At 72.0% G+C, this 26290-nt stretch carries 20 protein-coding genes; 16 read left to right on the forward strand and 4 right to left on the reverse strand.

Annotated elements, in window-relative coordinates; all coding sequences use genetic code 11:
- Positions 1-20 precede the first annotated feature (20 nt).
- From A4R43_RS36350 to A4R43_RS36400, 11 genes are all read left to right on the forward strand, one after another.
- Positions 21-1004, forward strand: coding sequence for an alpha/beta fold hydrolase (locus tag A4R43_RS36350; RefSeq protein WP_205215143.1), 984 nt, complete (start codon positions 21-23; stop codon positions 1002-1004).
- Between the two features lie 80 nt (positions 1005-1084).
- Positions 1085-2209: a DUF3152 domain-containing protein gene (locus A4R43_RS36355; protein ID WP_113696225.1), complete on the forward strand. Its 1125-nt coding sequence runs from the start codon at positions 1085-1087 to the stop codon at positions 2207-2209.
- A gap of 108 nt (positions 2210-2317) precedes the next feature.
- Positions 2318-3496: an adenylyltransferase/sulfurtransferase MoeZ gene (gene moeZ / locus A4R43_RS36360; protein ID WP_113696226.1), complete on the forward strand. Its 1179-nt coding sequence runs from the start codon at positions 2318-2320 to the stop codon at positions 3494-3496.
- 86 nt (positions 3497-3582) lie between these two features.
- Positions 3583-4344, forward strand: coding sequence for a TIGR02569 family protein (locus A4R43_RS36365; protein ID WP_113696227.1), 762 nt, complete (start codon positions 3583-3585; stop codon positions 4342-4344).
- Positions 4345-4456: 112 nt separating this feature from the next.
- A complete protein-coding gene (locus tag A4R43_RS36370; RefSeq protein WP_162788713.1) occupies positions 4457-6502 on the forward strand; it encodes a molybdopterin oxidoreductase family protein in 2046 nt (681 codons plus the stop codon).
- Positions 6499-7938 carry an FAD-dependent oxidoreductase gene (locus tag A4R43_RS36375; protein ID WP_113696228.1) on the forward strand — a complete coding sequence of 480 codons (1440 nt, stop codon included), beginning with the start codon at positions 6499-6501 and terminating at the stop codon, positions 7936-7938. The genes A4R43_RS36370 and A4R43_RS36375 overlap by 4 nt, the downstream gene beginning before the upstream one ends.
- Before the next feature lie 38 nt (positions 7939-7976).
- Entirely contained in the window at positions 7977-9320 is a 1344-nt protein-coding gene (locus tag A4R43_RS36380) for an MFS transporter (protein WP_113696229.1), read from the forward strand.
- A gap of 11 nt (positions 9321-9331) precedes the next feature.
- Entirely contained in the window at positions 9332-11833 is a 2502-nt protein-coding gene (gene nirB / locus A4R43_RS36385; RefSeq protein WP_113696230.1) for a nitrite reductase large subunit NirB, read from the forward strand.
- Positions 11830-12171, forward strand: a complete 342-nt coding sequence (gene nirD, locus A4R43_RS36390; RefSeq protein WP_113696231.1) for a nitrite reductase small subunit NirD — start codon at positions 11830-11832, stop codon at positions 12169-12171. The genes nirB and nirD overlap by 4 nt, the downstream gene beginning before the upstream one ends.
- Positions 12168-13283: a uroporphyrinogen-III synthase gene (locus A4R43_RS36395; protein WP_113696232.1), complete on the forward strand. Its 1116-nt coding sequence runs from the start codon at positions 12168-12170 to the stop codon at positions 13281-13283. The genes nirD and A4R43_RS36395 overlap by 4 nt, the downstream gene beginning before the upstream one ends.
- Before the next feature lie 8 nt (positions 13284-13291).
- Positions 13292-13975, forward strand: a complete 684-nt coding sequence (locus A4R43_RS36400) for a sirohydrochlorin chelatase (RefSeq protein WP_335645129.1) — start codon at positions 13292-13294, stop codon at positions 13973-13975.
- Here the strand turns inward: A4R43_RS36400 and A4R43_RS36405 are convergent.
- Complete coding sequence (locus A4R43_RS36405) at positions 13915-15006, reverse strand: winged helix DNA-binding domain-containing protein (protein ID WP_113696234.1); 1092 nt, start codon at positions 15004-15006, stop codon at positions 13915-13917. The genes A4R43_RS36400 and A4R43_RS36405 overlap by 61 nt on opposite strands.
- Positions 15007-15017: 11 nt before the next feature.
- Positions 15018-15422, reverse strand: coding sequence for a DUF3224 domain-containing protein (locus A4R43_RS36410; protein WP_113698124.1), 405 nt, complete (start codon positions 15420-15422; stop codon positions 15018-15020).
- A gap of 63 nt (positions 15423-15485) precedes the next feature.
- Here A4R43_RS36410 and A4R43_RS36415 point away from each other — a divergent pair, with 63 nt between their 5' ends.
- Both A4R43_RS36415 and A4R43_RS36420 read left to right on the forward strand, forming a co-directional pair.
- Positions 15486-16448, forward strand: coding sequence for a helix-turn-helix transcriptional regulator (locus A4R43_RS36415; RefSeq protein WP_113698125.1), 963 nt, complete (start codon positions 15486-15488; stop codon positions 16446-16448).
- Entirely contained in the window at positions 16441-17241 is an 801-nt protein-coding gene (locus tag A4R43_RS36420) for a uroporphyrinogen-III synthase (protein ID WP_113696235.1), read from the forward strand. Before A4R43_RS36415 ends, A4R43_RS36420 begins: the two co-directional genes overlap by 8 nt.
- A gap of 48 nt (positions 17242-17289) precedes the next feature.
- Here the strand turns inward: A4R43_RS36420 and A4R43_RS36425 are convergent, their stop codons facing one another.
- Together A4R43_RS36425 and A4R43_RS36430 are read right to left on the reverse strand one after the other, a co-directional pair.
- Positions 17290-18120, reverse strand: coding sequence for a siderophore-interacting protein (locus tag A4R43_RS36425; protein ID WP_113696236.1), 831 nt, complete (start codon positions 18118-18120; stop codon positions 17290-17292).
- A gap of 31 nt (positions 18121-18151) precedes the next feature.
- Positions 18152-18463: an MGMT family protein gene (locus tag A4R43_RS36430; RefSeq protein WP_113696237.1), complete on the reverse strand. Its 312-nt coding sequence runs from the start codon at positions 18461-18463 to the stop codon at positions 18152-18154.
- Between the two features lie 68 nt (positions 18464-18531).
- Between A4R43_RS36430 and A4R43_RS36435 the strand changes: the two genes are divergently transcribed.
- The 3 genes from A4R43_RS36435 to A4R43_RS36445 all read left to right on the forward strand — a co-directional run bounded on the left by A4R43_RS36435 (position 18532) and on the right by A4R43_RS36445 (position 26184).
- Positions 18532-21762 carry an ATP-dependent helicase gene (locus A4R43_RS36435; protein WP_113696238.1) on the forward strand — a complete coding sequence of 1077 codons (3231 nt, stop codon included), beginning with the start codon at positions 18532-18534 and terminating at the stop codon, positions 21760-21762.
- Complete coding sequence (locus tag A4R43_RS36440) at positions 21759-25031, forward strand: ATP-dependent helicase (RefSeq protein WP_418190773.1); 3273 nt, start codon at positions 21759-21761, stop codon at positions 25029-25031. Before A4R43_RS36435 ends, A4R43_RS36440 begins: the two co-directional genes overlap by 4 nt.
- Positions 25032-25095: 64 nt before the next feature.
- Positions 25096-26184 carry a potassium channel family protein gene (locus A4R43_RS36445; protein WP_418190774.1) on the forward strand — a complete coding sequence of 363 codons (1089 nt, stop codon included), beginning with the start codon at positions 25096-25098 and terminating at the stop codon, positions 26182-26184.
- Positions 26185-26290: the final 106 nt, after the last annotated feature.

Below are 26290 nucleotides of genomic sequence, written 5' to 3' on the forward strand. Positions count from 1 at the left end.
ACATCAGGCATTCTGGACGAGTGCCGCCGACTACCACCAACGGCAGAACGCCGATCACCCATGTGCCGCTGACCACCACCCCGCTGGCGCCGCTCGACCCGCACGTGGTGCCCTGGCCAGGCAAAACCGAGGAAATCGGCGGGATCGGCCTGCATCTGCGCCGGACGCCGGGCGCGGACGGGACCGTCGCGGTCTACGTCCACGGCCTCGGCGGCTCGTCGACGAACTGGACCGACCTGTCGGCCCTGCTGGCCCCGTTCGCCAGCGGCATCTCGGTCGATTTGCCCGGTTTCGGCTTCTCCGAGCCACCCGCCGAGTTCGACTTCGGGCTCAATTCCCACGCCGCGCTGCTGGCCCGCTTCCTCGAGGGGCTCGGCAAGGGGCCGGTGCACCTGCTCGGCAACTCGATGGGCGGCGCCATCGCGCTGCTGGTCGCCGCGCGGCGACCGGACCTGGTGCGCACGCTCACCCTGATCTCACCGGCCATGCCGGACCGCCGGGTCGACCACCGCCGGCTGTCCGATCCCCGCATGGCGCTGGCCTACCTGCCGTTCCTCGGCAAGCGGGTCCGCCGGGCACTGGCCGCGCTCGGCCCGGAGGAGCGCGCGAAGCAGGTGATCAAGCTGTGCTTCGCCGATCCGGACTCCTTCCCGGCTCAGCGGCTCGCCGAACTCGCCGAGGAGCACAGCGCGCGGGCCGAGTTCGCCTGGGCGGCGCCCGCGATGGCCCGCAGCACCTTCGGCATCTTCCGCGCCTGGTTCAGCCGGGGCCCGGCTTCGCTGTGGGCGGCGGCGGCCGAGGTGACCGCGCCCACCCTGGTCGTCTGGGGGGAGAAGGACCGGGTGATTTCGGTGCGCCGCGCGTCACGGACGGCGACGCTGATCCCGCGTGCTCGGCTACTCGTCCTGCCACGAACGGGGCATGTGGCCCAAATGGAACGCCCGAATACCGTAGCGAGGGCGGTGCTGGGTATGTGGGAGCGTGTCGAAGCGGACGCCTGGTAACCCGTTCGGGTGAGGGATTTCCGGGGTGTCGGGCGCCGGTCGGCCACGGCATAACGTTTTGGATATGGCACCCTGGACGCGTGGCGAACCGGGTGACGAATGGCGCGCGAGGCGGCGGTGAACGCTCGCCGTACTCGTCTTCGGCCCGTCGTTCCGACCGCTACGGCGGCTATCCCACGGGCAGCGGACGTGCCGTTCGCGCCGGTGAGGAGCGTTATCGCCCCGGCTCGCGCCGCACGGCCGCGGAGCCGTTGAGCGCGTCGTGGCGGCCGCGCGAGGAGGAGCCGGAGCCCGCGCCGAAGCGCGGCAAGGTCGGCAAGCTGACCAAGACCTACGGCTGGCGGGTGTACGCGCTGCCGGTGCTCGCGGTGGTCACCGCGCTGGTGGTCTTCGACACCGCGACCAGCCCGCCCGAGACACCCCAGGTGGAGCAGGGCGCGACCGCGCTCGCCGGGGGTGAGGGCACCGGCACCAACGGCGAGGGCGAGGCCGCGCCCGCCGGTGCCGAGCTGCCCGCGCCGCAGATGGACCTGAACATCCCGACCGCCGACCTGCCGGAGGGCAAGCCCTACACCCAGCAGGGGCAGGGCACCTGGCACGTGGTGCCCGGCAAGTCGGAGCCGTACGGCAGCGGCGGCAAGCTGTGGAAGTACACCATCGAAATCGAGGACGGCATCCCGCCGGAGGACATCGGCGGTGAGGACACCTTCGCGAACACCGTGCAGGGCATTCTGTCCGCGGACCCGCGTGGCTGGGCGGGCAGCGGGCAGCTGCGGCTGCAGCGGGTGGACAACAGCGATCCGGACCCGGACTTCCGGGTGGTGCTGACCACATCGGACACCGCGAAGAAGGTGTGCGGCTCGTCCATCCCGTACGAGGCCTCGTGCCGCAAGGGCGACACCAAGCAGGTGGTGATCAACCTCGCCCGCTGGGTGCGCGGCGCCAAGGCGTTCAGCTCGGACCTGCTGGCCTACCGCGAGTACGCGATCAACCACGAGGTCGGGCACGCGCTGGGCCACGGCCACATCGGCTGCGGCAAGGACGGCGACCTGGCGCCGGTGATGATGCAGCAGAGCTTCGGCGTGGCCAACGACTACGTGGCCAAGCTGAACAACGTGCCCGGCGGCGACCGGAACTCCGTGCCCGCCGACGGCAAGGTCTGCAAGCCGAACAGCTACCCGAACCCCGGAGCGCAGGCGGGCTGAGCTCGCAACCCCGTCCCAGTGCGTGGACACGGGGAAGACCGCGCGGGATTCGTGCGTTAGTGATACTGGTACGCGAGAACCCCGCGCGAATTTTGGAGGTCCACCACGATGTCAGGCACGCTGCCGCCGCTCGTCGAGCCGGCCGCCGAGCTCACCAAGGACGAGGTGGCCCGCTACAGCCGTCACCTGATCATCCCGGATGTCGGGATGGACGGGCAGAAGCGGCTCAAGAACGCCAAGGTGCTGGTCATCGGCGCCGGTGGACTGGGCAGCCCGGCCCTGCTGTACCTGGCCGCGGCCGGGGTCGGCACGCTGGGCATCGTCGACTTCGACGTGGTCGACGAGTCGAACCTGCAGCGCCAGGTGATCCACGGGCAGGGCGACGTGGGCAAGCTGAAGGCCGCCTCCGCGCAGGAGTCGCTGGCCGAGACCAATCCGAACGTCAAGGTGCACCTGCACACCGACCGGCTGGACAGCTCCAACGCGCTGGACATCTTCCGCGACTACGACCTGATCGTCGACGGCACGGACAACTTCGCCACCCGCTACCTGGTCAACGACGCCGCGGTGATCCTCGGCAAGCCGTACGTGTGGGGCTCGATCTTCCGGTTCGAGGGCCAGGTCAGCGTGTTCTGGGAGGACGCGCCGAACGGCAAGGGCCTGAACTACCGCGACCTCTACCCCGAGCCGCCGCCGCCCGGCATGGTGCCGTCGTGCGCCGAGGGCGGCGTGCTCGGCGTGCTGTGCGCCTCGATCGGCTCGATCATGGTGAACGAGGCGATCAAGCTGATCACCGGCATCGGCGAGCCGCTGCTGGGCCGCCTGATCAGCTACGACGCGCTGGAGATGCGGTACCGCGAGGTCAAGATCCGCAAGGACCCGGACACACCGAAGATCACCGAGCTGATCGACTACGAGGCGTTCTGCGGGGTGGTCTCCGACGAGGCGCAGCAGGCCGCGTCGAACAGCACGATCACCGCGCCCGAGCTGAAGGCCAAGTTCGACAACGGCGAGAACTTCGAGCTGATCGACGTCCGCGAGCCGCACGAGTACGAGATCGTGAACATCAAGGGCGCGAAGCTGATCCCGAAGGACCGCATTCTGTCCGGGGAGGCGCTGGCCGAACTGCCGCAGGACAAGCCGATCGTGCTGCACTGCAAGTCGGGTGCGCGCTCGGCGGAGGCGCTGGCCGCGTTGCACCAGGCCGGGTTCAAGGACGCCACGCACCTCGGTGGCGGGGTGCTCGCGTGGGCGCGGCAGGTCGACCCGAGCCTGCCGACCTACTGAGGATCCCTTGATCCCACGCCCCAGCGCGATAGCGTGCGGGTGTGACCGCACCGGCCCCGAGACGCCAGCCCCCGCCGCCGCACGCCATGGCGGCGTTCGGGGCGAAGGGCGCCGAACCGGAGCCGATGCCGTCCGGACCGGGCTGGCGCTGCGGTGACCTGGTGCTCAAGCCGGTGTACGACCGGGCCAGAACGCTGTGGCAGGCCCGCACGATGGAACGCATCACGCTGCCCGACGTGCGGGTCGCCCGGCCGGTCCGCGCCACCGACGGCCGGTCGATCGTGGCGGGCTGGACGGCGAGCCGGTTCATCTCCGGCACGCCGCAGCCGCGTTACGACGAGCTGGTGCTGGCCGCGGTGAAGCTGCACCAGGCGACCGCGGACGAACCGCGCCCGGACTTCCTGGCCGCCCGCCGCGACGTCTACGCCATCGCCGACCGGATGGCCTGGGAAGAGCTCGAACCCGATCTGGACGAGAAGAAGGGCGGCGGCTGGTTCGAGGTGCTCGCCGGGGCGCGGCGCCCGGTGCACGGGCCGGACCAGCTGGTGCACGGCGAGTTGTTCGGCCGCGTCCTGTTCGACGGGGACGAGCCGCCCGGCATCGTCGACTTCGAACCGTACTTCCGGCCCGCCGAATGGGGTGCCGCGGTGGCCACCGTGGACGCGCTCGCCTGGGGCGGGGCCGATCCGCAGCTGCTGCAACGCTGGGCGCATCTGCCCGAGTGGCCACAGCTTGTGTTGCGCGCCACACTGTTCCGGTTGGCGATCATTGCGCTGGACCCGGATTTCACGCCGTCTTCCCTGGACGGCCTGCGCGTGGCCGCCCGCGAAGTCAGCGCCCTGCTCTGAGACTTCACCGCCACCGGCCCGTGATCGTCCGGGCAATGTCAAACGCCTGAAACATTCGGTCGTTTTCGAGTAACAAGCGCTCCTTACCGTCAGGACCGGCGGAAGGAGGCCGATGACCGCGATCAGCGAACCGGTGACCGGCACGGTCACGCACTGCCCGTACTGCGCGCTGCAGTGCGCGATGGCGGTGCGCGGCACGGAAACCGCACCGGCCGGCGAGGGCGGGCTGTGCCAGAAGGGCTGGACGGCGGGCAGCCTGCTCACCTCACCGGCGCGGCTGACCACCCCGCTGGTCCGGGTGGACGGCGAACTGCGCCCGGCGAGCTGGGACACCGCGCTCGACCTGGTCGCCACCCGGCTGGCGGAGTTGAAGCGCGAATACGGCGCGGACGCGAACGCGGTGTTCGGCGGTGGCGGGCTGACCAACGAAAAGGCCTATCTGCTGGGGAAGTTCGCCCGCGTCGCGCTCGGCACGTCGCAGGTCGACTACAACGGCCGGTTCTGCATGTCGTCGGCGGCCGCGGCCGGGATGCGCGCGTTCGGCCTCGACCGCGGGCTGCCGTTCCCGCTCGAAGACCTCGCCGAAGCCGACGCGATCCTGCTCGTCGGCTCGAATCCCGCGGAGACCATGCCGCCGTTCGCGCGGTACCTCAAGCGCGGGCTGATCGTGGTCGATCCGCGGCGCACGGCCACCGCGGAGCTGGCCGAACTGCACCTGCAACCGGCTCCCGGCACGGATCTGGCGCTGGCACTGGGCATCCTGCACGCGGTGGTCGCCGACGGCCTGCTCAACCAGTCCTATGTGGACGAACGAACCAGCGGGTTCGGCGCGGTGTGGCGGATCGCGGCGGCGTGGTGGCCGGAGCGGGTGGAGCGGATCACCGGCGTGTCGGCCGCCGACCAGCGCGCGGTCGCCGCCCGGCTGGCCGGTGCGCGCAACGCCTACGTGCTCACCGCACGCGGTACCGAGCAGCACGCCAGCGGCGCCGACATGGTCAGCGCGTGGATCAATCTCGCGCTGGCACTGGGACTTCCGGGCCGGGTCGGGTCGGGCTTCGGCTGCCTGACCGGCCAGGGCAACGGCCAGGGCGGGCGTGAGCACGGGCAGAAGGCCGACCAGCTGCCCGGTTACCGGCGCATCGACGACCCGGCCGCGCGGGCGCACGTCGCCGGGGTGTGGGGCGTGCCGCCGGAATCGCTGCCCGGTCCCGGCCGCTCGGCCTACGAACTGCTCGACGCGCTGGGCACCGTGGACGGCCCGCGCGGGTTGCTGGTGTTCGGCAGCAACGTGCTGGTGTCCGCGCCGCGGTCGGCGCGGATCGCGGACCGCCTGGCGGCACTGGACTTCCTGGTGGTCGCCGACCTGGTGCTGTCCGAAACGGCCGCGCTCGCCGACGTTGTGCTGCCCATCACGCAGTGGGCCGAGGAGGAGGGCACGATGACCAACATCGAGGGGCGGGTGCTGCTGCGCCGCCGCGCGATCGACCCACCCGACGGCGTCCGCACCGATCTCGACGTGCTGTCCGGCCTGGCGAGCAGGCTCGGCCAGCCGGACGGCCGCTTTCCGGCCAACGCGGAGGCCGTGTTCGAAGAACTCCGGGCCGCCTCGAAGGGCGGGCTCGCCGACTACTCCGGCATCACCTACGACCGGCTGCGCGACGGGGAACGGCTGCACTGGCCGGTGCCCGAGCGGGACCACCCTGGTTCCCCGCGCATGTTCCTCGACCGGTTCGCGCACGCTGACGGCCGCGCGCGGTTCCACCCGGTCGACCACCGCGGCCCCGCCGAGCCGACGGATGCCGAATTTCCGTTGCAGGCCACCACGGGCCGCGTGCTCCAGCACTACCAGTCGGGTGCGCAGACGCGGCTGGTCGAGGAGCTGACCGACGCCGTGCCCGAGGCCTTCGTCGAGGTGCACCCGGACACCGCCGCGCGGGCCGGGCTCGCCGACGGTGACTGGGCCGAGGTCGAATCCCGGCGCGGTGCGGTGCGGGCCCGCGTGCGCTGTGTTTCCTCGATGCGGCCGGACCTGGTGTTCCTGCCGTTCCACTTCCCCGGTGCGCAGCGGGCGAACCTGCTGACGAACCCGGCGCTCGACCCGACCAGCCGCATGCCGGAGTTCAAGGTGTGCGCCGTCCGCCTGGCAGGTGCGCGATGACCCGCGACGTGGTGGTGATCGGCTACGGCATGGCCGGGGCCAGGGTCGCCGAGGAGATCCGGCGCCGCGACCCCGACGGCGCGCGTGTGTCGCTGACCGTGATCGGCGCCGAGACCCATCCGGCGTACAACCGGGTGCTGCTCTCCGGGGTGGTCGCGGGCACCATGCGCCCGGAATCGGTGTGGCTGCACGATGCCGAGTGGGCCAAGGAGAACGACGTCGATCTGCGCGTGGGCACCTCGGTGGCACGCATCGACCGGACCGCGCGCCACGTCGAGCTGGCTGATGGGTCCACTGTGGACTATGACGCCCTGGTGCTGGCCACGGGGGCCGCGCCGTGGCTGCCCCCGGTCGAGGGGCTGACCACGGAGACCGGCGAACCGGCGCCCGGCGTGGTCCCCTTCCGAACCCTCGGTGACTGCGAACGCATTCTCGACGCGGCCAGGGTCGGCGCGCCGGTGGCGGTGCTCGGCGGCGGGCTGCTCGGCCTGGAGGCCGCGCGCGGGCTGGCCGGGCGCGGGAACCTGGTCACCGTGGTGCACCCGGTCGGGCACCTGATGGAACGCCAGCTCGACCCCGAAGGCGGGCGCGTGCTCGCGGAAACCCTGCGGGGACTGGGCATCGAGTTCAAGCTCGGCGCGACCGCGGCCCGCTACCTGCCCGGCGACGGGCTCAAGCTCGACGACGGCTCGTACGTCCAGGCCGATCTGGTGGTGGTTTCCGCCGGGGTGCGTGCCGACACCGCGCTCGCCCGCGAAGCCGGGCTGGCCGTGGACCGCGGCGTGCTCGTTGACGACTCCTTGCGCACCAGCGACGGCCGGGTGTTCGCCATCGGCGACTGCGCCCAGCACCCGGGCACGGTGTCCGGGCTGGTGCAGCCCGCCTGGGAGCAGGCGGCGGTGGTGGCCGATCTGGTCACCGGCGAGAACACCGCCACCCGCTACCGCGGCACCCCGGTGGTGACCAGGCTCAAGGCGCGCGGCGTGGACCTGGCGGCGTTCGGCGACACCGACACCACCGGCGCCGAAGTGCTCAGCGTGTCCGACTCGACCCGGGGCCGGTACGCGAAACTGCTGGTGCGCGAGGAAAAGGTGGCCGGCGCGATCGTGCTCGGCCTGCCCGACGCGGCGGCGAACCTGACCCAGCTCTACGACCGGGGCGCCCGGCTGCCCGAGGACAAGCTCGCGCTGCTGCTCGGCCGCGCGCTCCCCGGGCCGGGTGAAGCGCCGGCGTCGTCGGTGAGCCCGGCCAACCTGCCCGCTTCCGCCGTGGTCTGCCGCTGCAACTCGGTGACCAAGGGGCGGCTGGTCGAGCAGTGGCGGGCGGGCGCGACCGACGTGCCCGCGCTGGCCGCGGCGACCAGGGCGACCACCGGCTGCGGTGGCTGTGCCGATGCCGTGCGCGGCATCGCCGGCTGGCTGGCCGAAACCTCCTGAACGGCTCGAACGGCTTGAACGGCTCCGAAAGGCAACGCATGCGGACAAAACACTGGATCCAGCACTGGGAACCGGAGAACGCGGAGTTCTGGGAGACCACCGGCAAGCGGGTGGCCAGGCGGAACCTGTGGTTCTCCATCTTCGCCGAGCACGTCGGCTTCTCGATCTGGACGCTGTGGTCGGTGATGGTGCTGTTCATGGGGCCGGAGTACGGCTTCTCGGCGGCGGACAAGTTCCTGCTGGTCTCCACGCCGACCGTGGTCGGCGGGCTGATGCGGTTGCCGTACACCTTCGCGGTGGCGAAGTTCGGCGGTCGCAACTGGACGGTGGTGAGCGCGGCGCTGCTGGTGGTGCCGACCACGCTGGCCGCGATCGTGATGGAGCCGGGCACCTCGCTGGGCACCTTCCTGCTGGTGGCCGCGCTCGGCGGGGTCGGCGGCGGCAACTTCGCCTCGTCGATGACCAACATCAACACCTTCTACCCGGAACGGCTCAAGGGCTGGGCGCTCGGGCTGAACGCGGGCGGCGGCAATCTCGGCGTGGCGGCCATCCAGCTGGTCGGGCTGCTGGTGATCGGCACCGCCGGTGCGATGGCGCCGCGGCTGGTGCTGTTCATCTACCTGCCGCTGATCGTGCTGGCCGCGTTGCTCGCCTACCTGTACATGGACAACCTCGCCAGCGTGCGCGGTGACACCAGGGCCATGCGCGAAGTGGTCAGGGACAAGCACACCTGGGTGATGTCGTTCCTCTACATCGGCACCTTCGGCTCGTTCATCGGCTACAGCTTCGCCTTCGGCCTGGTGCTGCAGAACCAGTTCGGCCGCACGCCGCTGCAGGCGGCCGCGGTGACCTTTCTCGGCCCGCTGATCGGCTCGCTGATCCGGCCGGTGGGCGGCACGCTGGCCGACCGGATCGGTGGCGCGAAGGTGACCCTGGTGACCTTCGGCGGCATGGCGGTCGCCGCGGTGGGCGCGATCGTGGCGTCGAACGCGAAGTCGCTGGCGATGTTCACCGTGGCGTTCATCGTGTTGTTCGTGCTTTCCGGGATCGGCAACGGATCCACCTACAAGATGATCCCGGCGATCTTCCGCGCCAAGGCGCAGTCGGCCATCGAGACCGGCGCGTCCGAGACGGCCGAGCTGCTGCGGGCGCGGCGCCTGTCCGGTGCCCTGATCGGGCTGGCCGGGGCGATCGGCGCGATCGGCGGGCTGTTCATCAACCTGGCCTTCCGCGCCTCCTTCGCCGGTACCGGTGGCGGCGTGCCCGCGTTCGTCGCGTTCTGCGTGTTCTACCTGATCTGCGCCGGTGTGACCTGGGTGGTCTACCTGCGCCGTGAAGGCGTGCGTTCGCCGAGCCCCGCGCTGGCCGGGGCCGGGGTCTGAGAGGAGCAGCGATGCGGACACTGGTGGTCGCCGGGCACGGCATGGTCGCGCACCGGCTGGTCGAAGCGGTGCGGGCCGGGGACAGCGACTGGCGGGTGGTGGTGCTGGCCGAGGAGTCGCGGCCGGCCTACGACCGGGTGGCGCTGACCTCCTATGTGGACGGTTGGGACGCGGCGGCGCTGGCGCTGCCGGGTGCCGACTACGCGGGCGACCCGATGGTCGAACTGCGGCTCGGCGACCCGGTGGTGTCGGTCGATCGCGAGCAGCGGCTGGTCCGGACCGAGGCGGGCTTCGAGCAGGCCTACGACGCGCTGGTGCTCGCCACCGGGTCGAAGCCCTTTGTGCCGCCGGTGCCCGGGCACGACCTGCCCGGCTGCTTTGTCTACCGGACCATCGAGGACCTCGACGCCATTCGTGAAGCGGCGGGCAAGGCGGGCCGCGGGCGCCGGTCGGCGATGGTGGTCGGTGGTGGCCTGCTCGGCCTGGAGGCCGCGAAAGCGTTGCGGGACATGGGCCTTTCCCCGCACGTGGTGGAGATGGGCCCGCGGCTGATGCCGCTGCAGGTGGACGACGGCGGTGCCGGGCTGCTGCGTGACCTGGTCACCGCGCTGGACGTGACCGTCCACACGGGAACGTCCACCAACAGCATCGAAGCCGACGGCGACCGGCTGCTGGCGAAGCTGGCCAACGGCACCGAGCTGGACCTGGACCTGGTCGTGTTCTCGGCGGGCATCCGCCCGCGTGACGACCTGGCGCGGTCGAGCGGCCTGGAGGTCGGCGAGCGCGGTGGGGTGCTGGTGGACAACCGTTGCCGCACCAGCGATCCGGCGGTGTACGCGATCGGTGAATGCGCGGCCGTGGAGAACCGCGTGTACGGCATCGTGGCGCCCGGGTACGCGATGGCGGAGATCGTCGCCGCGCAACTGCTCGGTGGTGACGCCGAATTCGGCGAGCAGGACATGTCGACGAAGCTGAAGCTGCTCGGCGTCGATGTGGCCAGCTTCGGCGACGCGCACGCGGCCACCGAGGGCGCGCGTGAAGTCGCGTTCGCCGACTCGATCGACGGGTACTACAAGAAGCTGGTGGTCTCCGAGGACGGTAAGACGCTGCTCGGCGGGGTGTTGGTCGGGGACGCGTCGCAGTACACGATGCTGCGGTCGTTCGTCGGCCGCGCGCTGCCCGCTTCACCCGGTTCGATGCTCGCGCCCTCCGGTGGTGGTGAAGGCGTCGGCGTGGACGCGCTGCCGCCCGACGCGCAGGTCTGCTCCTGCAACGGCGTCACCAAGGCCGACATCACCGGCGCGATCCTCGAGCACGAGTGTACCGACGTGCCGAAGATCAAGGCCTGCACGCGGGCGGGCACGGCGTGTGGTTCGTGCGTGCCGATGCTGGCGAAGCTGCTGGACTCGTGCGGCGTCGAGCAGTCGAAGGCGTTGTGCGAGCACTTCTCCTTCTCCCGCGCGGAACTGTTCGAGATCATCAGCGCCACCCGGATCACCACCTTCGGCGAGCTGATCGGGCGGCACGGCACCGGCACCGGCTGCGCGATCTGCAAGCCGGCGGTGGCCTCGATCCTGGCCACCCTGGGCAACGGCCACATTCTCGGCGGTGAGCAGGCGACCCTGCAGGACACCAACGACCGGTTCCTGGCGAACATCCAGCGCAACGGCTCGTACTCGGTGGTGCCGCGCATCCCCGGCGGCGAGATCACCCCGGCGAAGCTCAAGGTGATCGCCGAGGTGGCCGAGGAGTTCGGGCTGTACACCAAGATCACCGGCGGGCAGCGGATCGACCTGTTCGGCGCGACGGTGGACCAGCTGCCGCTGATCTGGCGGCGGCTGGTGGACGCGGGCTTCGAATCGGGGCACGCGTACGGGAAGTCGCTGCGCACGGTGAAGTCGTGCGTCGGGTCCACGTGGTGCCGGTACGGCGTGCAGGACAGCGTCGGCATGGCGGTGGAGCTGGAGCTGCGCTACCGCGGGCTGCGCTCGCCGCACAAGCTGAAGGCGGCGGTCTCGGGCTGTGCGCGTGAATGCGCCGAGGCCCGCGGCAAGGACTTCGGCGTGATCGCCACGGAGAACGGCTGGAACCTCTACGTCGGCGGCAACGGCGGCACCACCCCGCGGCACGCGCGGCTGCTGGTGTCCGATGTAGACAGCGAGACGCTTTTCCGCACCATCGACCGGTTCCTGATGTTCTACGTGCGCACCGCCGACCGGCTCCAGCGCACCGCGCCGTGGCTGGAGGAGATGGAAGGCGGCCTCGACCACCTGCGTGACGTGATCGTCAACGACAGCCTGGGCATCTGCGACGAGCTGGACGCCGCGATGCAGAAGCACATCGACTCCTACGCCGACGAGTGGCGTGGTGTGCTGGAAGACCCGGAGAAGCTCGCGCGGTTCACCTCGTTCGTGAACGCGCCGGGCACGCCGGACCCGACGATCTCGTTCCGCGTCGAGCGTGAGCAGAAGGTGCCCGTTTTGCTGGGAATGCCGGAGGTGGCCGCACGATGACCGCGATACAGGAATGCACTTGGGTGGCCGTGTGCCCGCTGGAGGCGGTGCCGCTGGGTGCCGGGGTGGCGGCGCTGTTGCCGGACGGCACGCAGGTGGCGATCTTCCGTACCGAGGAAAGCGTCTACGCACTGTCCAATGTGGACCCGTTCAGCGGCGCGGCGGTGCTCTCACGCGGCATTCTCGGCGACCGCGGTGGCGTGCCGGTGGTGGCGTCCCCGATGCACAAGCAGTGCTTCGAGCTGGCCACCGGGCAGTGCCTGGACGATCCCGAGGTGCGCGTGGCCGCGTACCCGGTGCGGATTGCCGACGGCACGGTGGAGGTGGGCGGGCCATGACGGCCCTGCCACCGCTGGCGGGCTTCGCTATCGGGATCACGGCGGCGCGCCGGGCGGACGAGCTCGGTGCGCTGTTCGTGCGAAAGGGGGCGACCGTGCGGTACGGCCCGGCGCTCCGGATCGTGCCGCTGTCCGACGACACCGAGCTGCTGGGCGCGACCCGGCGGCTGCTGGACGAGGCGCCGGACGTGGTGGTGGCGACCACCGGCATCGGCTTCCGCGGCTGGATCGAAGCGGCCGAGGGCTGGGGGCTCGGTGACGCCGTGCTGGCCAGGCTCGGTGAGGCCGCGGTGATGGCACGCGGGCCGAAGGCGAAGGGCGCGGTGCGCGCGGCTGGCCTGTCCGAAGTGTACTCACCGGATTCGGAGAGCAACGCGGAGTTGCTGCAGCACCTGCTGGAGTCCGGAGTGGACGGACGACGGGTGGCGGTGCAGCTGCACGGCGAGCCGCTGCCGTTCTTCGTGGAGTCGCTGCGGGCCGCGGGGGCCGAGGTGATCGAGATCCCGGTGTACCGCTGGGTCGGGCCCGCCGATCCCGGGCCGCTGGAACGGCTGCTCGATTCGGTGCTGGAGGGCGGGATCGACGCGATGCCGTTCACCAGTGCACCCGCGGCGGCGAGCATGTTCGCGGTGGCCAGGCGGACCGGGCGGTACGCGGAACTGGTGGACGCGCTGACCCGGCGGGTGGTGGTGGCCTGCGTCGGCCCGATCACCGCGGCGCCGTTCGCCGCGCTGGGCATTCCGACCGTGCAGCCGGAGCGGTCGCGGATCGGGGCGCTCGCGCGCACGCAGTCGCAGGCGCTGCTGGAGCGGGTGCCGCGGTGGCGCGTCGCCGGACGCGAGGTGGAGCTGCGCGGGCAGGCGGTGGTGGTCGACGGAGAGCTGCGGACGCTGGCGCCCGCGCAACTGGCGGTGTTGCGGGCACTCGCGGAGGAGCCGGGACGGGTGATCTCGCGGCGTCAGCTGATGACCGTGCTGCCCAGCGGCGGCGACGAGCACGCGGTGGAGACGGCGGTCGGCAGGCTCCGCACTTCGCTGGGTGAGGGAAAACTGGTGCAGACCGTGGTCAAGCGGGGTTACCGGCTGGCCGTGGAGAAGGCGGGGATCGCTTGATCGTGCTGGTGGCACACGGGACCCGGGCTCCGGCCGGGGTGCGTGTGATCTCGGAACTGGCGGAACTGGTGCGCGCGCGGGTGGACGTGGAGGTGCGGGTCGCGTACGCGGACGTGCTCCAGCCGGACGTGACGAGCGTGCTCCGGGACGTGCCGGGTGAAGCCGTGGTGGTCCCGGCGTTCCTGGCGTCGGGTTACCACGTGCGGACGGACATCCCGGCGCAGATCGAGGCGAGCGGGCACCGGGCGGTCCGGCTCACGCCCGCGTTCGGCGCCGCCCCGGAACTGCTCGACGTGCTCGAACAGCGCCTGCTCGACGCCGGGTACCGCGACGGCGATGCCGTGGTGCTGGCGGCCGCCGGGTCCAGCGACCCGCGGGCGCTCAGCGAAGTCCGGGTGGCCGCGCGGGCGTTGCGGGCCAGGCTGGGCGTGCCGGTCCGGGTGGGTTTTGCCGCCACCGCACGGCCGTCCGTGGCCGAGGTGGTGGATTCCCTTCGCCGGCACCGGGTCGCGGTGGCTTCGTGGCTGCTCGCGCCCGGTCTGTTCCACCGGCGGCTGGCCGATTCCGGCGCGGCCGTGGTGGCCGAGCCGCTGGGCGCGCACCCGGCCATCGCCGATCTGGTCGTCCGCCGCTACCAGTCTACTTTGGACAGCGTGAGCCCGCGGGCGGCGGCGACGACTTCGGCTTCCTGACCGACGCGCTCGCGGACGTCCGGCGACAGCGGCCAGAACGTCCGAACCGTGATCGACAGCCGGTTGCCGGCGGTCTTCGGCCGCCAGACACCAGCGATCTCCCCGTCGGTGAGCAGCGCGCCCGGATTGCCGAGGATCTTCCAGACCTCCTTCTGGTGTGCCTTCTCCGGCACGAGCAGGTCGCGATCCCTGGCCTGGAGCAGCGGATCCGACGGCGGCAGCAGGCGCACGACGTCCGGTTCCGGCGGATTCTCCAGCAGCGGCAGCGCGTCCGCGGGCAGGTAGCGCTTCTTCTTGTCCAGCCGCACTTCCACCAGGTCCGACGGCCACATCTCCTTGGCGGCGGTGGCCGTGGTGCCGGAGAAGCCGCCCGCCTCGCCGGGCGTGGCCGGACCGTGCAGCCGCAGGTAGGCCGCCATGACCGCGGTCGCGGCGCGCACATCGGGCTTGACCGGCACCGGGCCGCGCTGCGCCATCGGGGTCAGCGTGGCCGGGGTCGCGCCGGGCACCAGTTCGAGCCCGGCGAGCGGCGCGGCCAGGCGCATCAGCTGCTCGAAGATGTGCGTGGCGCCGCAGCGGCGGCACCAGAGGGAGAACCCGTCCGGCACCAGCTTGGTGACCGCGGTGCTGGAGTCGCCCTTGGTCATCGTCCGGCCGACGGCCTTGTGCAGCGCCCGCGCCGCGACCGTCAGCGCCTCGGCCGCCGGTACCCCGGCGCGGGCGACCTGCGTGCGCTGCCAGCCCATCCGCGCCTCGGCGTCCGCTTCGGACAGTGGCACCAGGCTCGCCACCAGTGCTTTCAGGTCGCCGCGCCGGTGCAGGTGCGGGGCGCCGCGATGGGACCAGAGCAGCGCGAAGCGGTCGTCGGTGGTGGCCGGAGTGGACAGTCGTGCGGCCAGCGCGATGGCCGGGCCACCGCGCTGGTTGTCCTGCACGCCGAGGTCGAACACGGCCAGCTCGTGCGGATCGGCCGCTTCCCGGTGCAGCCCCTGCGCGGCGATCCGGTAGGCCATCACCTGCTTCCTGTCCATGCTCGACCGTCCTAAAGGGAGTATTCGAAGGTGTACCGCATCGCGGGCTGACCGGTCTCGCCGGCGATGGTGCCGGTGCCGCGCAGGCCGGTCAGCTCACCGGTGCCGGAGCCGTCGACCACGGTGAACGTGCCGTTGATGCCGTTGCTGTCGAAACCTACCTCGTGCCGGAGCACGAAGCTGCCCTTGCGGCCGTCCACCGCGCCCTCGATCCGCTCGAACCCCGGTGCGCGGTGCCCGGCGCCGTCGTAACCGGGGCCGGTGTAGTAGAGGAGGTAGTCGCACGAGGACTCGCCCTCGATCAGGCCCGAGTAGGTCATGACGGCGTGGGCGTGGGCGTACCGGGGCTCCACTGGGTCGTCCTTGCCGCCGCTGACCACGTTCTCTTCCCAGCTCTTCGTCGTGAAGGTGTTCATGCCGAGCACTCTGCCGGGCTTACCTGACAGCTTGTGTCAGGTTTTCCGGCCATAATGAACTTCATGCGGGCGAGCAGGTTGCTGTCGGTGCTGCTGCTGTTGCAGAACCGCGGCCGGATGACGGCTGACGAGCTGGCCGCCGAACTCGAGGTGTCGGTGCGCACGGTCTACCGCGACATCGAGGCGTTGTCGGCGGCGGGCGTGCCGGTCTACGCCGATCGCGGGCGCAGCGGCGGCTACCAGCTCGTCGACGGCTACCGCACGCGGCTGACCGGGCTCACCGAGGAGGAGGCGCGGTCGCTGTCGCTGGCCGGGTTGCCCGAGGCCGCGTCCGAACTGGGGTTGGGCACGGTGCTCGCCGCCGCGCAGCTGAAGCTCTACGCGGCGCTGCCCGCCGACCTGCGCGACCGCGCGGCGACCGTCTCCCAGCGCTTCTACCTCGACGTTCCCGGCTGGCACCGGGGCATCGAGAGCCTGCCGCAGCTGGCGGAGGTGGCCGAGGCGGTGTGGCAGCCGCGGCGGCTGCGCCTCGACTACCGGCGCTGGGGCAACCAGCAGGTCACGCGGGAGGTCGAGCCGCTCGGCCTGATCCTCAAGGCGGGCAACTGGTACCTCGCCGCGCGGTGCGACGGCAACGACCGGACGTATCGCATCTCGCGGATCGAGCGGCTGGAGACGCTGGACGCCTTCACCCGTCCCGCCGATTTCGACCTGGCGCGGTACTGGCAGGAGTGGTCCGAGCAGTTCGAGCGGCGCATGTACCCGCGGACCGCGGTGGTGCGCCTTTCGCCGCTGGCGCAGGCACTCGTACCGTTCTACGCGGGAGCCGTCGGCGCGCGGGCGCTGCGCACGGCGACCGAACCGGACGAGGACGGGTGGATTCGCATGGAGCTGCCGGTGGAGCAGGGCCGTCCGGCGATCGGTGAGCTGCTCCGGTTCGGGCCGGGGCTGCAGGTGCTGGAGCCCGCTTCGCTGCGGGACGAGCTGGCGGAGGCGATCAGGGAGATGGGGGCGCTCTATGGGTGAGCTCACCGGGGTCACCATCGGGATCACCGCCGAGCGGCGCGCGGAGGAGTTCATCACCGCGCTGGAGCGGCACGGTGCCGAGGTCCGGCACGCGCCGACGATCCGGATCGTGCCGCTGCCGGACGACGCACTGCTGCGCTCGGCGACCGACGCCGTGCTGGCCGAGCCGGTCGACTTCACCGCGATCACCACCGGCGCCGGGTTCCGCGGCTGGGTCTCGGCGGCGGAGGGCTGGGGTGTGCGGGAGGACCTGCTGCGTCACCTGGGCGCGTCGCGGGTTTTCGTGCGGGGGCCGAAGGCGATGGGCGCGGTGCGCGGGCACGGGCTCTCGGAGGAATGGTCAGCGCCGGGCGAGACGAACGCCGAGGTTTTCGCGCACCTGATGGCGCAAGGCGTGGCGGGGCGGCGGGTCGCGGTGCAGTTGCACGGGACGCCGTTGCCGGAGCTGACCTCGCCGCTGGCCGCCGCCGGGGCGGAGGTGGTCGAGGTGCAGCCGTACCGGTGGCAGTGGCCGTCGGACCTCGCGCCCGCCCACCAGCTGGTCGACGACGTCATCGGGGGTGCGGTTCGGGCGCTCGCGTTCACCAGCGCCCCGGCCACGGCGAACCTGCTGACGCTGGCCGGGGACCGGCAGGACGCGCTGGTCACCGCGTTGCGGGGGCCGGTGGTCTGCGCTTGCGTCGGCTCGGTGACCGCGGCGCCGTTGACCGAGCTGGGTGTGGCGACGTTGCAGCCGGACCGGCCGCGGCTGGGGGCGTTGGTGAAGCTCCTGGTTCGGGAGTTGGGTACTTAGGCGTTGGCGGCTGGGTCCGGTGCGCCGCGTGCGTCGGCTCGGTGACTGCTAGACGTCGTCAGCTGGTTCTGGGGCGCCGGATTCGATGCGTTTTACGTTTTCCCGGCCGACCTCTTCCTCGCTCTTGCCTTGCCGCCAGTAGCCGGTGAAGGTGATGGCGCGTTTGTCCACGCCGCGCTCTCGGACCAGGTGGCGCCGCGCGTACTTGACCAGGCTTGCCTCCCCGGAGAGCCAGCCGTACGCCTTGCCCTCGGGCAGCGAAGCCGCCCGCACCGCTTCGAGCACCGCCTCCCCGTGCGGCCGCGTGCCCCGGTGCACCCAGGTGATCTCGACGTCCTTGGCCGCGGTCTCGAAAACCTGCTCCTCCTCCGGCCCGGCGACCTCCACGAACGCCCGCAGCACCGCATCCTCCGGCCGCGACTCGACGATCGCGCCCACCGCGGGCACCGTCGACTCGTCACCGACCAGCAGTTGCCACTCGGTGTCCTCCGGCGGCGAGTACAACGCGTGCGGCGGCGTCAGGAAGATCAGCTCGTCGCCTACCGCGGCCCGCTCCGCCCACGTCGAGGCCGGGCCCGCGTCGTGCAGCACAAAATCGACGTCCACCTCACCCGGCCGGATGGCGCGGATCGTGTAGGTGCGCATCGGCGGGCGCTCGGCGTCCGGCATCGCCAGGTACACGCGGTACCAGGACAGCACCTCGTCGCCGTCGAGCGGCGGCGGCAGCACCGGCCGCACCTGCCCCGGCGCCGGGAAGAACAGCTTCACGTACTGGTCGGGGCCCACGTCCTCGACGTCGGCGGCCACCGCGAAGCTGATCCTGGCCATGTGCGGGGTCAGCCGCCGCACGGCGGACACGCGCAGCGGGTGGTACGACATACTCGGCATTAGGCAAGGCTAACCACAGAGATCACCAGAGGCCACCCTCCGGCTCCTCCTGTTGCCAGCGATACACCCGCAGATCCACCTTCTGCCCGTCGGCCAGCACGCCCTCCGCCCGCAGCCTGGCCAGCTGCTCCTGCGCCAGGTGCGGCGCCGGCGTGCCGTTCGCCCGCAGGATCCGGTGCCACGGCAGGTCGCTGCCGTCCTCGGCGAGGATCGCGCCGACCAGGCGCGGTGACGGCGCACCGGCCAGGTTCGCGATGTCGCCGTAGGTGGCGACCTTGCCGGGCGGCACGTCACCGATCACCGCCCGCACCCGTTCGTGCAGTTCTTCGTCCATGCGCACAGCTAACCGGACGACACCGACAGTTCTCACCGGGTGCCGCTGCACGGTCCCGATCACCTCCCATGGTGCAATCGGGTGTGGCAAGCAGGACGAAGCACCGGGTGAGCGCGCGACTGGTGCGCCGCCCGGTCGTGCCGTTGCCACCCCGCCAGTGGGGCCCCGAGGCCCGGCGCGTGCTCGACGGCCCGGTCGGCTTCGCGCGGGTGCTGGGCGGGCCGGGCACCGGCAAGACCACGCTGCTCGCCGAAGCCGTCACGCGCCGGATCCGCGACCAGGGCGTGGATCCTGAGCGGATCCTGGTGCTCACCACCTCCCGTCGCGCGGCCGAAGCGCTGCGTGCCGACATCACGCGGCTGCTCAACGACGGCGACCCCGAAGTCCCGCGCACCATTCGCGAGCCGATCGTGCGCACCGTGCACTCCTACGCCTACGCGGTGCTGCGCCTGCAGGCCCGGATGCGCGAAGAACCCGCGCCCCGCCTGCTCTCCAGCGCCGAGCAGGACGTGATGGTGCGCGAGCTGCTGGCGGGCGACCTGGAAATGGGGGCCTTCGACTGGCCGGTCGAGCTGCGCCCGGCGCTGACCGTGCCCGGGTTCGCCGAGGAACTGCGCGACCTGCTGCTGCGGGCGGCCGAACGCGGGCTCGGCCCGGAGGACCTGATCAAGCTCGGCGAGGAGAAGGGCCGCGAGCAGTGGGTGGCCGCGGGTACCTTCTGGCGGCAGTACGAGGAGGTCAGCGCGCTGCAGGGCGCCGGGGGCAACGCGCTCGCGCTGCCCGGCGCCACCGCCTACGACGCGGCCGAGCTGGTCATCTCGGCGCTGGTCGCGTTGAACGCCGAGCCGGAGCTGATGCTGCGTGAGCAGGCACGCGTGCGGCACCTGTTCGTCGACGACGCGCAGCACCTCGACCCGCTGCAGTTCCGGCTGCTGCGTCACCTCGGCTCCGGTGCCGAGGACTACGTGCTCACCGGCGACCCGGACCAGTCGATCTTCTCCTTCCGCGGGGCCGATCCCACGCTGCTGGAGCAGGCCGACCGCCGGGGCGACCGGACCATCCGGCTGACCACCAGCCACCGGCTCGCGCCCGCGCTCGCGGCCGCGGTGAACCGGCTGGTCAGGCACCTGCCGGGGCCGAAGCGGGTGCCGCTGGAACCCGCGGACGGCGAGCACGAGGGCACGGTCAAGATCCGCTTGCTGTCCACCCCGGCGGCCGAGGGCGCGTGGATGGCCGACCAGCTGCGCCGCGCGCACCTGATGGACGAGGTGCCGTGGTCGGAGATGGCGGTGCTGGTGCGGTCGCCGTCGCGGACCTTCCCGGTGCTGATCCGCGCGCTGCGGGCGGCCGGGGTGCCGATCGCCGCCGCGGCGGAGGAACTGCCGCTGGCCAAGCAGCCCGCCGTCCGTCCGCTGCTGGCCGCGCTGCGGGCCGCCGACGATCCGTCCACTGTGGACGCCGACGTGGCGGAAATGCTGCTGGCCTCGCCGCTCGGCGGGGCCGACCCGCTGGCGCTGCGGCGGTTGCGGCGTGGTCTGCGGCGGCTGGAGCTGTCCGCCGGCGGCGAGCGGTCCAGCGACGAGCTGCTGGTGGAAGCGTTGCTGGACAACGATCCGCTGACCATGCTCGCCGACGCGGAGGCCGGTCCGGTGCGCCGGGTGGCCGGGTTGATCGCCACCGCGCGGGAGTCGATAGCGCAGCACCGCAACGTGGAGAACGTGCTGTGGGACCTCTGGCAGGCCAGTGATCTCGAAGCCCGGCTGCTGCGGTTCGCCGATCGTGGTGGCTCGCTGGGCGCGCAGGCCGACCGCGACCTGGACTCGGTGGTGGCGTTGTTCCACGCGGCCGGTCGCTATGTCGACAGGCTGCCGCACTCCACGGTGACCGCGTTCGCCGACTACCTGACCTCGCAGCAGATCGCCGGGGACAGCCTGGCCCCGAAGGCCGCGCGCAAGGAAGGGGTCACCCTGCTCACCGCGCACGGCGCCGCCGGTCGCGAGTGGACGGTGGTCGCGGTGGTCGGCGCGCAGGAGGGCAGCTGGCCGGACCTGCGGCTGCGGGGTTCGCTGCTGGGCGTGGAACGGCTGGTCGACCTGCTGTCCGGAGTGGATGGTGAGCAGGTGTCGGCGACCGCGCCGCTGCTGGCCGAGGAACGCCGCCTGTTCTACCTGGCCGCCAGCCGGGCCCGCCGGACGCTGCTGGTCAGCGCGGTGCGCGGGGAGGACGAGCAGCCCTCGCGCTTTGTCGACGAATTGGACGAGTCCGCGCCGGACGAGTCGGCCGCCGACCCGCGGCTGAAGACCGGCGGGCGTTCGCTGGTGCTTTCCGAGCTGGTCGGCGAGCTGCGCCGGGTGGTCTGCGACGCCGAAGCGGAGACGGAACGCCGGCAGCTCGCGGCACGTCAGCTGGCCAAGCTGGCGCAGGCCGGGGTGCCCGGCGCGCACCCGGCCACCTGGTACGGCGTGCCCCAGCCGTCCACCGAGGTCGCCTTGTTCAGCCCCGGCCAGCTGGTCAGCGTTTCTCCGTCCACTGTGGACGTGCTGGCCCGCTGCCCGTTGCGCTGGCTGCTGGAACGGCACGGTGGGGACGATCCCGCGCAGCTGGCCGCGGTCACCGGCACCCTGGTGCACGCGCTGGCGCAGGCCGCCGCCGAGGGCACCGGCGACGCGGAGCTGCGGGCCGCGCTGGACGAGGCGTGGACCAGGGTCGACGCCGGCGCGCCGTGGTTCTCCCGTCGTGAGCGACGCCGCGTGGAACAGATGCTGGAGAACTTCATGGCCTGGCTGCGGAACAGCCGCGCCGAGCTGACCAGCGCGGGAAATGAGAAGGACGTGCAGGTGGTGCTGCCGCCGGAGCACGGCGATGGCGAGGACGAGCTGCTCGTGCGGTTGCGCGGCCGGGTCGACCGGCTGGAGCTGGACGCGCAAGGCCGCCCGGTGATCGTGGACATCAAAACCGGCAAGACCCCGGTCACCGCCACCGATGCCGAGCAGCACCCGCAGCTCGCGGCCTACCAGCTGGCCGTGCTGCTGGGCGCGTTCGGGGAACACGGCACCGAACCGGGCGGCGCGAAGCTGGTTTACGTGGCCAAGGCGAACAAAAAAACCGGGGCCACCGAACGGCAGCAGGCCCCGCTCGACGAGGAAACCGGGCCCACCTGGCTGGACCTGGTGCGCCGCGCGGCCGGATCCGCGGCGGGGCCCGGCTTCGAGGCGCGGGAGAACGCGGACTGCCCGCGGTGCCCGGCCCGCGGCTCGTGCCCAGTGCGGCCAGAAGGACGGCAGGTGACCGGCCCGTGACCGCGGTGGAGCACCGGCTGGTCACCCCGGCCGACGTCGCCGAAGCACTCGGCCTGCACCCGCCGACGCCCGAGCAGGCGGCGGTGATCGCGGCCCCCACCGAGCCGTCGCTGGTGGTGGCCGGCGCGGGCGCCGGTAAAACCGAGACCATGGCCGCGCGAGTGGTTTGGTTGGTGGCCAACGGTTTTGTCACCCCGGAGCAGGTGCTCGGCCTGACCTTCACGCGCAAGGCGGCACGTCAGCTCGGTGAGCGCGTGCGCGCGCGGCTGCGGCGGCTGGCCGGTTCCGGGTTGCTGGACCGGGTCGATCCCAGCGGCGGCCGCCGGGCCGCGGTGATGGCCGGTGAGCCGACCGTGCTCACCTATCACGCGTACGCCGGTCGCCTGCTGGCCGAGCACGGGCTGCGGCTGCCGGTCCGGCCGGGCGCGCGGCTGCTGTCGGAGACCGCGTCGTGGCAGCTCGCGCACCGCGTGGTCGCGCACTGGGACCCCGACCTCGACACCGACAAGGTGCCGCCGACGATCACCGCGCACGTGCTCGGCCTGGCCGGGGAACTCGGCGAGCACCTGGTGTCCACCGAGAAGCTCGCCGAGTACACCGCGTGGCTGTGCGAGCTGATCGAGAACGCGCCGAAGGCCAAGGGGCAGCGGGACGGACTGCCGGTCAAGCTGCAGGAGATCGTGGCCGCGCAACGGTTCCGGCTCGCGCTGCTGCCGCTGGTGCAGGCCTACCACGACCGCAAGCTGGCCGAGGGCGCGCTCGACTTCGCCGACCAGATGTCGCTGGCGGCCGGGCTGGTCACCGACCACGAGGAGGTGGTGATCGGCGAGCGCGAGCGCTACCGCGCGGTACTGCTCGACGAGTACCAGGACACCGGGCACGCGCAACGGGTGCTGCTGCGCGGGTTGTTCGGCATGGGCGAGCGCCCGTCGATGCCGGTGACCGCGGTCGGTGACCCCGCGCAGGCCATCTACGGCTGGCGCGGGGCGAGCGCGGCGAACCTGCCGCGGTTCACCACGGACTTCCCGTGGGCCACCGAAGACGGGCTGCGGCCCGCCGACGAATACGGCCTGCTGACCAGCTTCCGCAACCCGCCCGAGGTGCTGGTGCTGGCCAACGCGATCGTGGAACCGTTGCGCGCCAAGGGGCTCGGTGTCAAGCAGCTGCGCGCGCGGGTTGGCGCGCACCCGGCGGACGTGTCGGTGGCGCTGCTGCCGGACATCCGCGTCGAACGCGAGTGGGTGGCCGAACGCTTGGCGGAGCGGTGGTTCACCGCCATCGAGGCCACCGGGGAGCCGCCGACGGCCGCGGTGCTGGTGCGCCGCCGGGCCGACATGGCGCCGATCGCCGCCGAGCTGCGGGCGCGCGGCCTGCCGGTGGAAGTGGTCGGCCTCGGCGGGCTGCTGGAGGAACCCGAGGTCGCCGACCTGGTCAGCACGCTGCGGGTGCTGGCCGATCCGCTGGCGGGCACGGCGGCCGCGCGGTTGCTCACCGGGGCGCGGTGGCGGCTGGGCGCGGCGGACGTGAAGGCGTTGTGGAGCCGGGCGGTCGAGCTGTCCGCGGACCCCGAAGAACCACGGGACACCGAGCCGACGCTGGTTCCCGAACGCTCGGAGCACACCGGCCTGGTCGACGCGATCGACGACCCCGGTGACCCGGAAAGGTATTCGCGCGAGGGCTTCCGCCGCATCCAGCGGCTCGGCGCGGAACTGGCCGCGCTGCGCCGCAGGCTGGACCAGTCGCTGCCGGAGCTGGTGTCCGATGTGGAGCGGACCATGCTGCTCGACGTGGAGGCGCTGGCCCGGCCGAACGCCGCCGGCCGGGCGCACCTGGACGCCTTCGCCGACGTGGTCACCGAATTCGCCGAGACCTCGCCGACCGCCACGCTGATGTCCTTTTTGGACTACCTGGCCACCGCCGAGCACGCCGAGGACGGGCTGAGCCCCGGTGAGGTCGAGGTGGTGCCGGACCGCGTGCAGGTGCTCACCGTGCACGCGGCGAAGGGGCTGGAGTGGCAGTACGTGGCCGTTCCGCACCTGGTCAGCGACGTGTTCCCGAGCCGGCGGCGGTCGTCGTCCTGGCTGCGCACGGTCACCGCACTGCCGGCGAAGTTCCGCGGTGACGAGCAGGACCTGCCGAAACTGCGGTTGTCCGGCGGCGAGAACCGCAAGGAAGTGCTCGAAGAACTCGAACTGCACGAGGCGAACTTCGCCGATCGTGAGGCCGACGAGGAGCGGCGGCTCTGCTACGTGGCGCTGACCCGGTCCGAGCACGGGCTGCTGGTTTCCGGGCACTGGTGGAACGAAAGCAGCGCGAAGCCGAAGGGGCCGTCGACCTTTCTCACCGAGATCCGTGAAGTGATCGTCGAGTACGGCGCCGACGACGTCGGCGTGCTCGAGCAGTGGGCCGACCCGCCGGACAACGAGGACGAGAACCCGCTGACCACCTCGACGCGCACCGCGGTGTGGCCGGTGGATCCCTTGGGCGGGCGGCGATCCGCCGTCACCGAGGGCGTGGAGCTGGTGCTCGACGAGCTGGCCGTGCTGAACCGCCGCGACCCGGACGAGCCGGATCCGGACGAGGGCCACGAGGACCCGGACGGCTGGATCGCCGACACCGAGGTGCTGCTCGCCGAGCGCGCGAAGGCGGCGAGCCGGACCGAGGACATCGTGCTGCCCGACCACCTGTCGGTGAGCCAGCTGGTCGAACTGGCCGCCGACCCGGAGTCGCTGGCGGGCAAGCTCCGGCGCCCGCTGCCCGCGCCCCCGAACAGCTTCGCCCGCCGCGGGACCGCGTTCCACGCCTGGCTGGAGCAGCGGTTCAGCGGCGACCGGCTGCTCGACTTCGAGGACCTGCCCGGCGCGGCCGACGACGAGGCCGTCGGCGACGGTGAGCTGGAACTGCTGCAACGCGCCTTCGAGCGCAGCGAATGGGCCGGCCGCACCCCGCACGACGTGGAGGTCCCGTTCTCCGCCGAGGTGGACGGCATCAACCTGCGCGGGCGGATGGACGCGGTGTTCGCCGACGACGACGGCGGCTGGACGGTGCTGGACTGGAAGACCGGCGGCGTGCCGGGGCCGGACCGGATGCCCGCGCTGTCGGTGCAGCTGGCCGCGTACCGGCTGGCCTGGTCGGTGCTGGCCGGGGTGCCGCTGGAGAAGGTGCGCGCGGCGTTCCACTACGTCCGCGACGGGCGCACGGTCAACCCCGTCGACCTGCTGGATTTCGACGGGCTGCGCGAACTGCTGCGGTCGGTACCGGAGGAATGAGGGTGGTGGCGCCTCACCTCGGCTACGCTCGCCGCGTGATCCACGCACGCCTCGGGGAGCAGGCATGATCAAGGGCATCAAGCGCATCCCGCTCCCGCTCGGAGACCGGTTGCACGACCAGCCAGACCACGAGCTGGTCGGCGTGATCAAGATGCCGGAGACCACGGTCAGCCCGCTGCGGGCCATCGTGAAACGGGTGATCGGGGCGGGGCTGGCGCTGCTGGCCACCGTGCTGATCGTGTACCTGGACCGCGACGGCTACCGCGACGCCAACGGTGACGGGCTGACCTTCCTGGACGCCGTGTACTACGCCACCGTTTCGCTGTCGACCACCGGTTATGGTGACATCGCGCCGGCCACGCCGTCGGCCAGGTTCATCAACGTCGTGATCATCACCCCGCTGCGGGTGCTGTTCCTGATCGTGCTGGTCGGCACGACGCTCGAGGTGCTCACCGAACGGTCGCGCCAGGCGTTCAAGATCCAGAAGTGGAGGCACAAGGTGCGAGACCACGTGGTGGTCGTCGGGTTCGGGACCAAGGGCCGGGCGGTGGTGAAGACCCTGCTCGGCGACGAGAACATCGAGCCGAGCCAGATCGTCGTGGTGGACACCGACCAGCTCGCGCTGGACGCGGCCGGGGTGCTCGGCCTGGTCACCGTGCACGGCTCGGCCACCCGGTCGGACGTGCTGCGGGTCGCCGGGGTGCAGCGGGCGCGGGCGGTGGTGGTCGCGGCGAACCGCGACGACTCGGCCGTGCTGGTCACGCTGACCGCGCGGGAGCTGGCGCCCAAGGCGCACATCGTGGCGTCGGTGCGCGAGGCGGAGAACGTGCACCTGCTCAAGCAGTCCGGCGCGAACCAGGTGGTGATCTCCAGCGAGACGGCCGGGCGGCTGCTCGGCATGGCCACCTCGACGCCGCTGGTGGTGGACATGGTGGAGGACCTGCTCACGCCGGAGTCGGGGCTGGCGATCGCCGAGCGGCCGGTGGAGCCCTCGGAGGAGGGCGGCTCGCCTCGGCACCTGCCGGACATCGTGCTCGGCCTGGTGCGGGACGGGCAGCTGTACCGGGTGGACGCGCCGGAAGCGGACGCCATCGAACCGGGGGACCGGCTGCTCTACGTCCGGAAGGTCACCCCCGCGGAGCAGTCCAGCTAAGCCGATGTCACGAATGTGGCTTTCGAGACGTTCTGCGTCTCGAAAGCCACATTCGTGACACTCGCTCGGGTGGTGACTCGGTGGCCGCTCGGCTGAGCGGCCCCGG

The sequence above is a fragment of the Amycolatopsis albispora genome (assembly GCF_003312875.1).
Classification (GTDB): domain Bacteria; phylum Actinomycetota; class Actinomycetes; order Mycobacteriales; family Pseudonocardiaceae; genus Amycolatopsis; species Amycolatopsis albispora.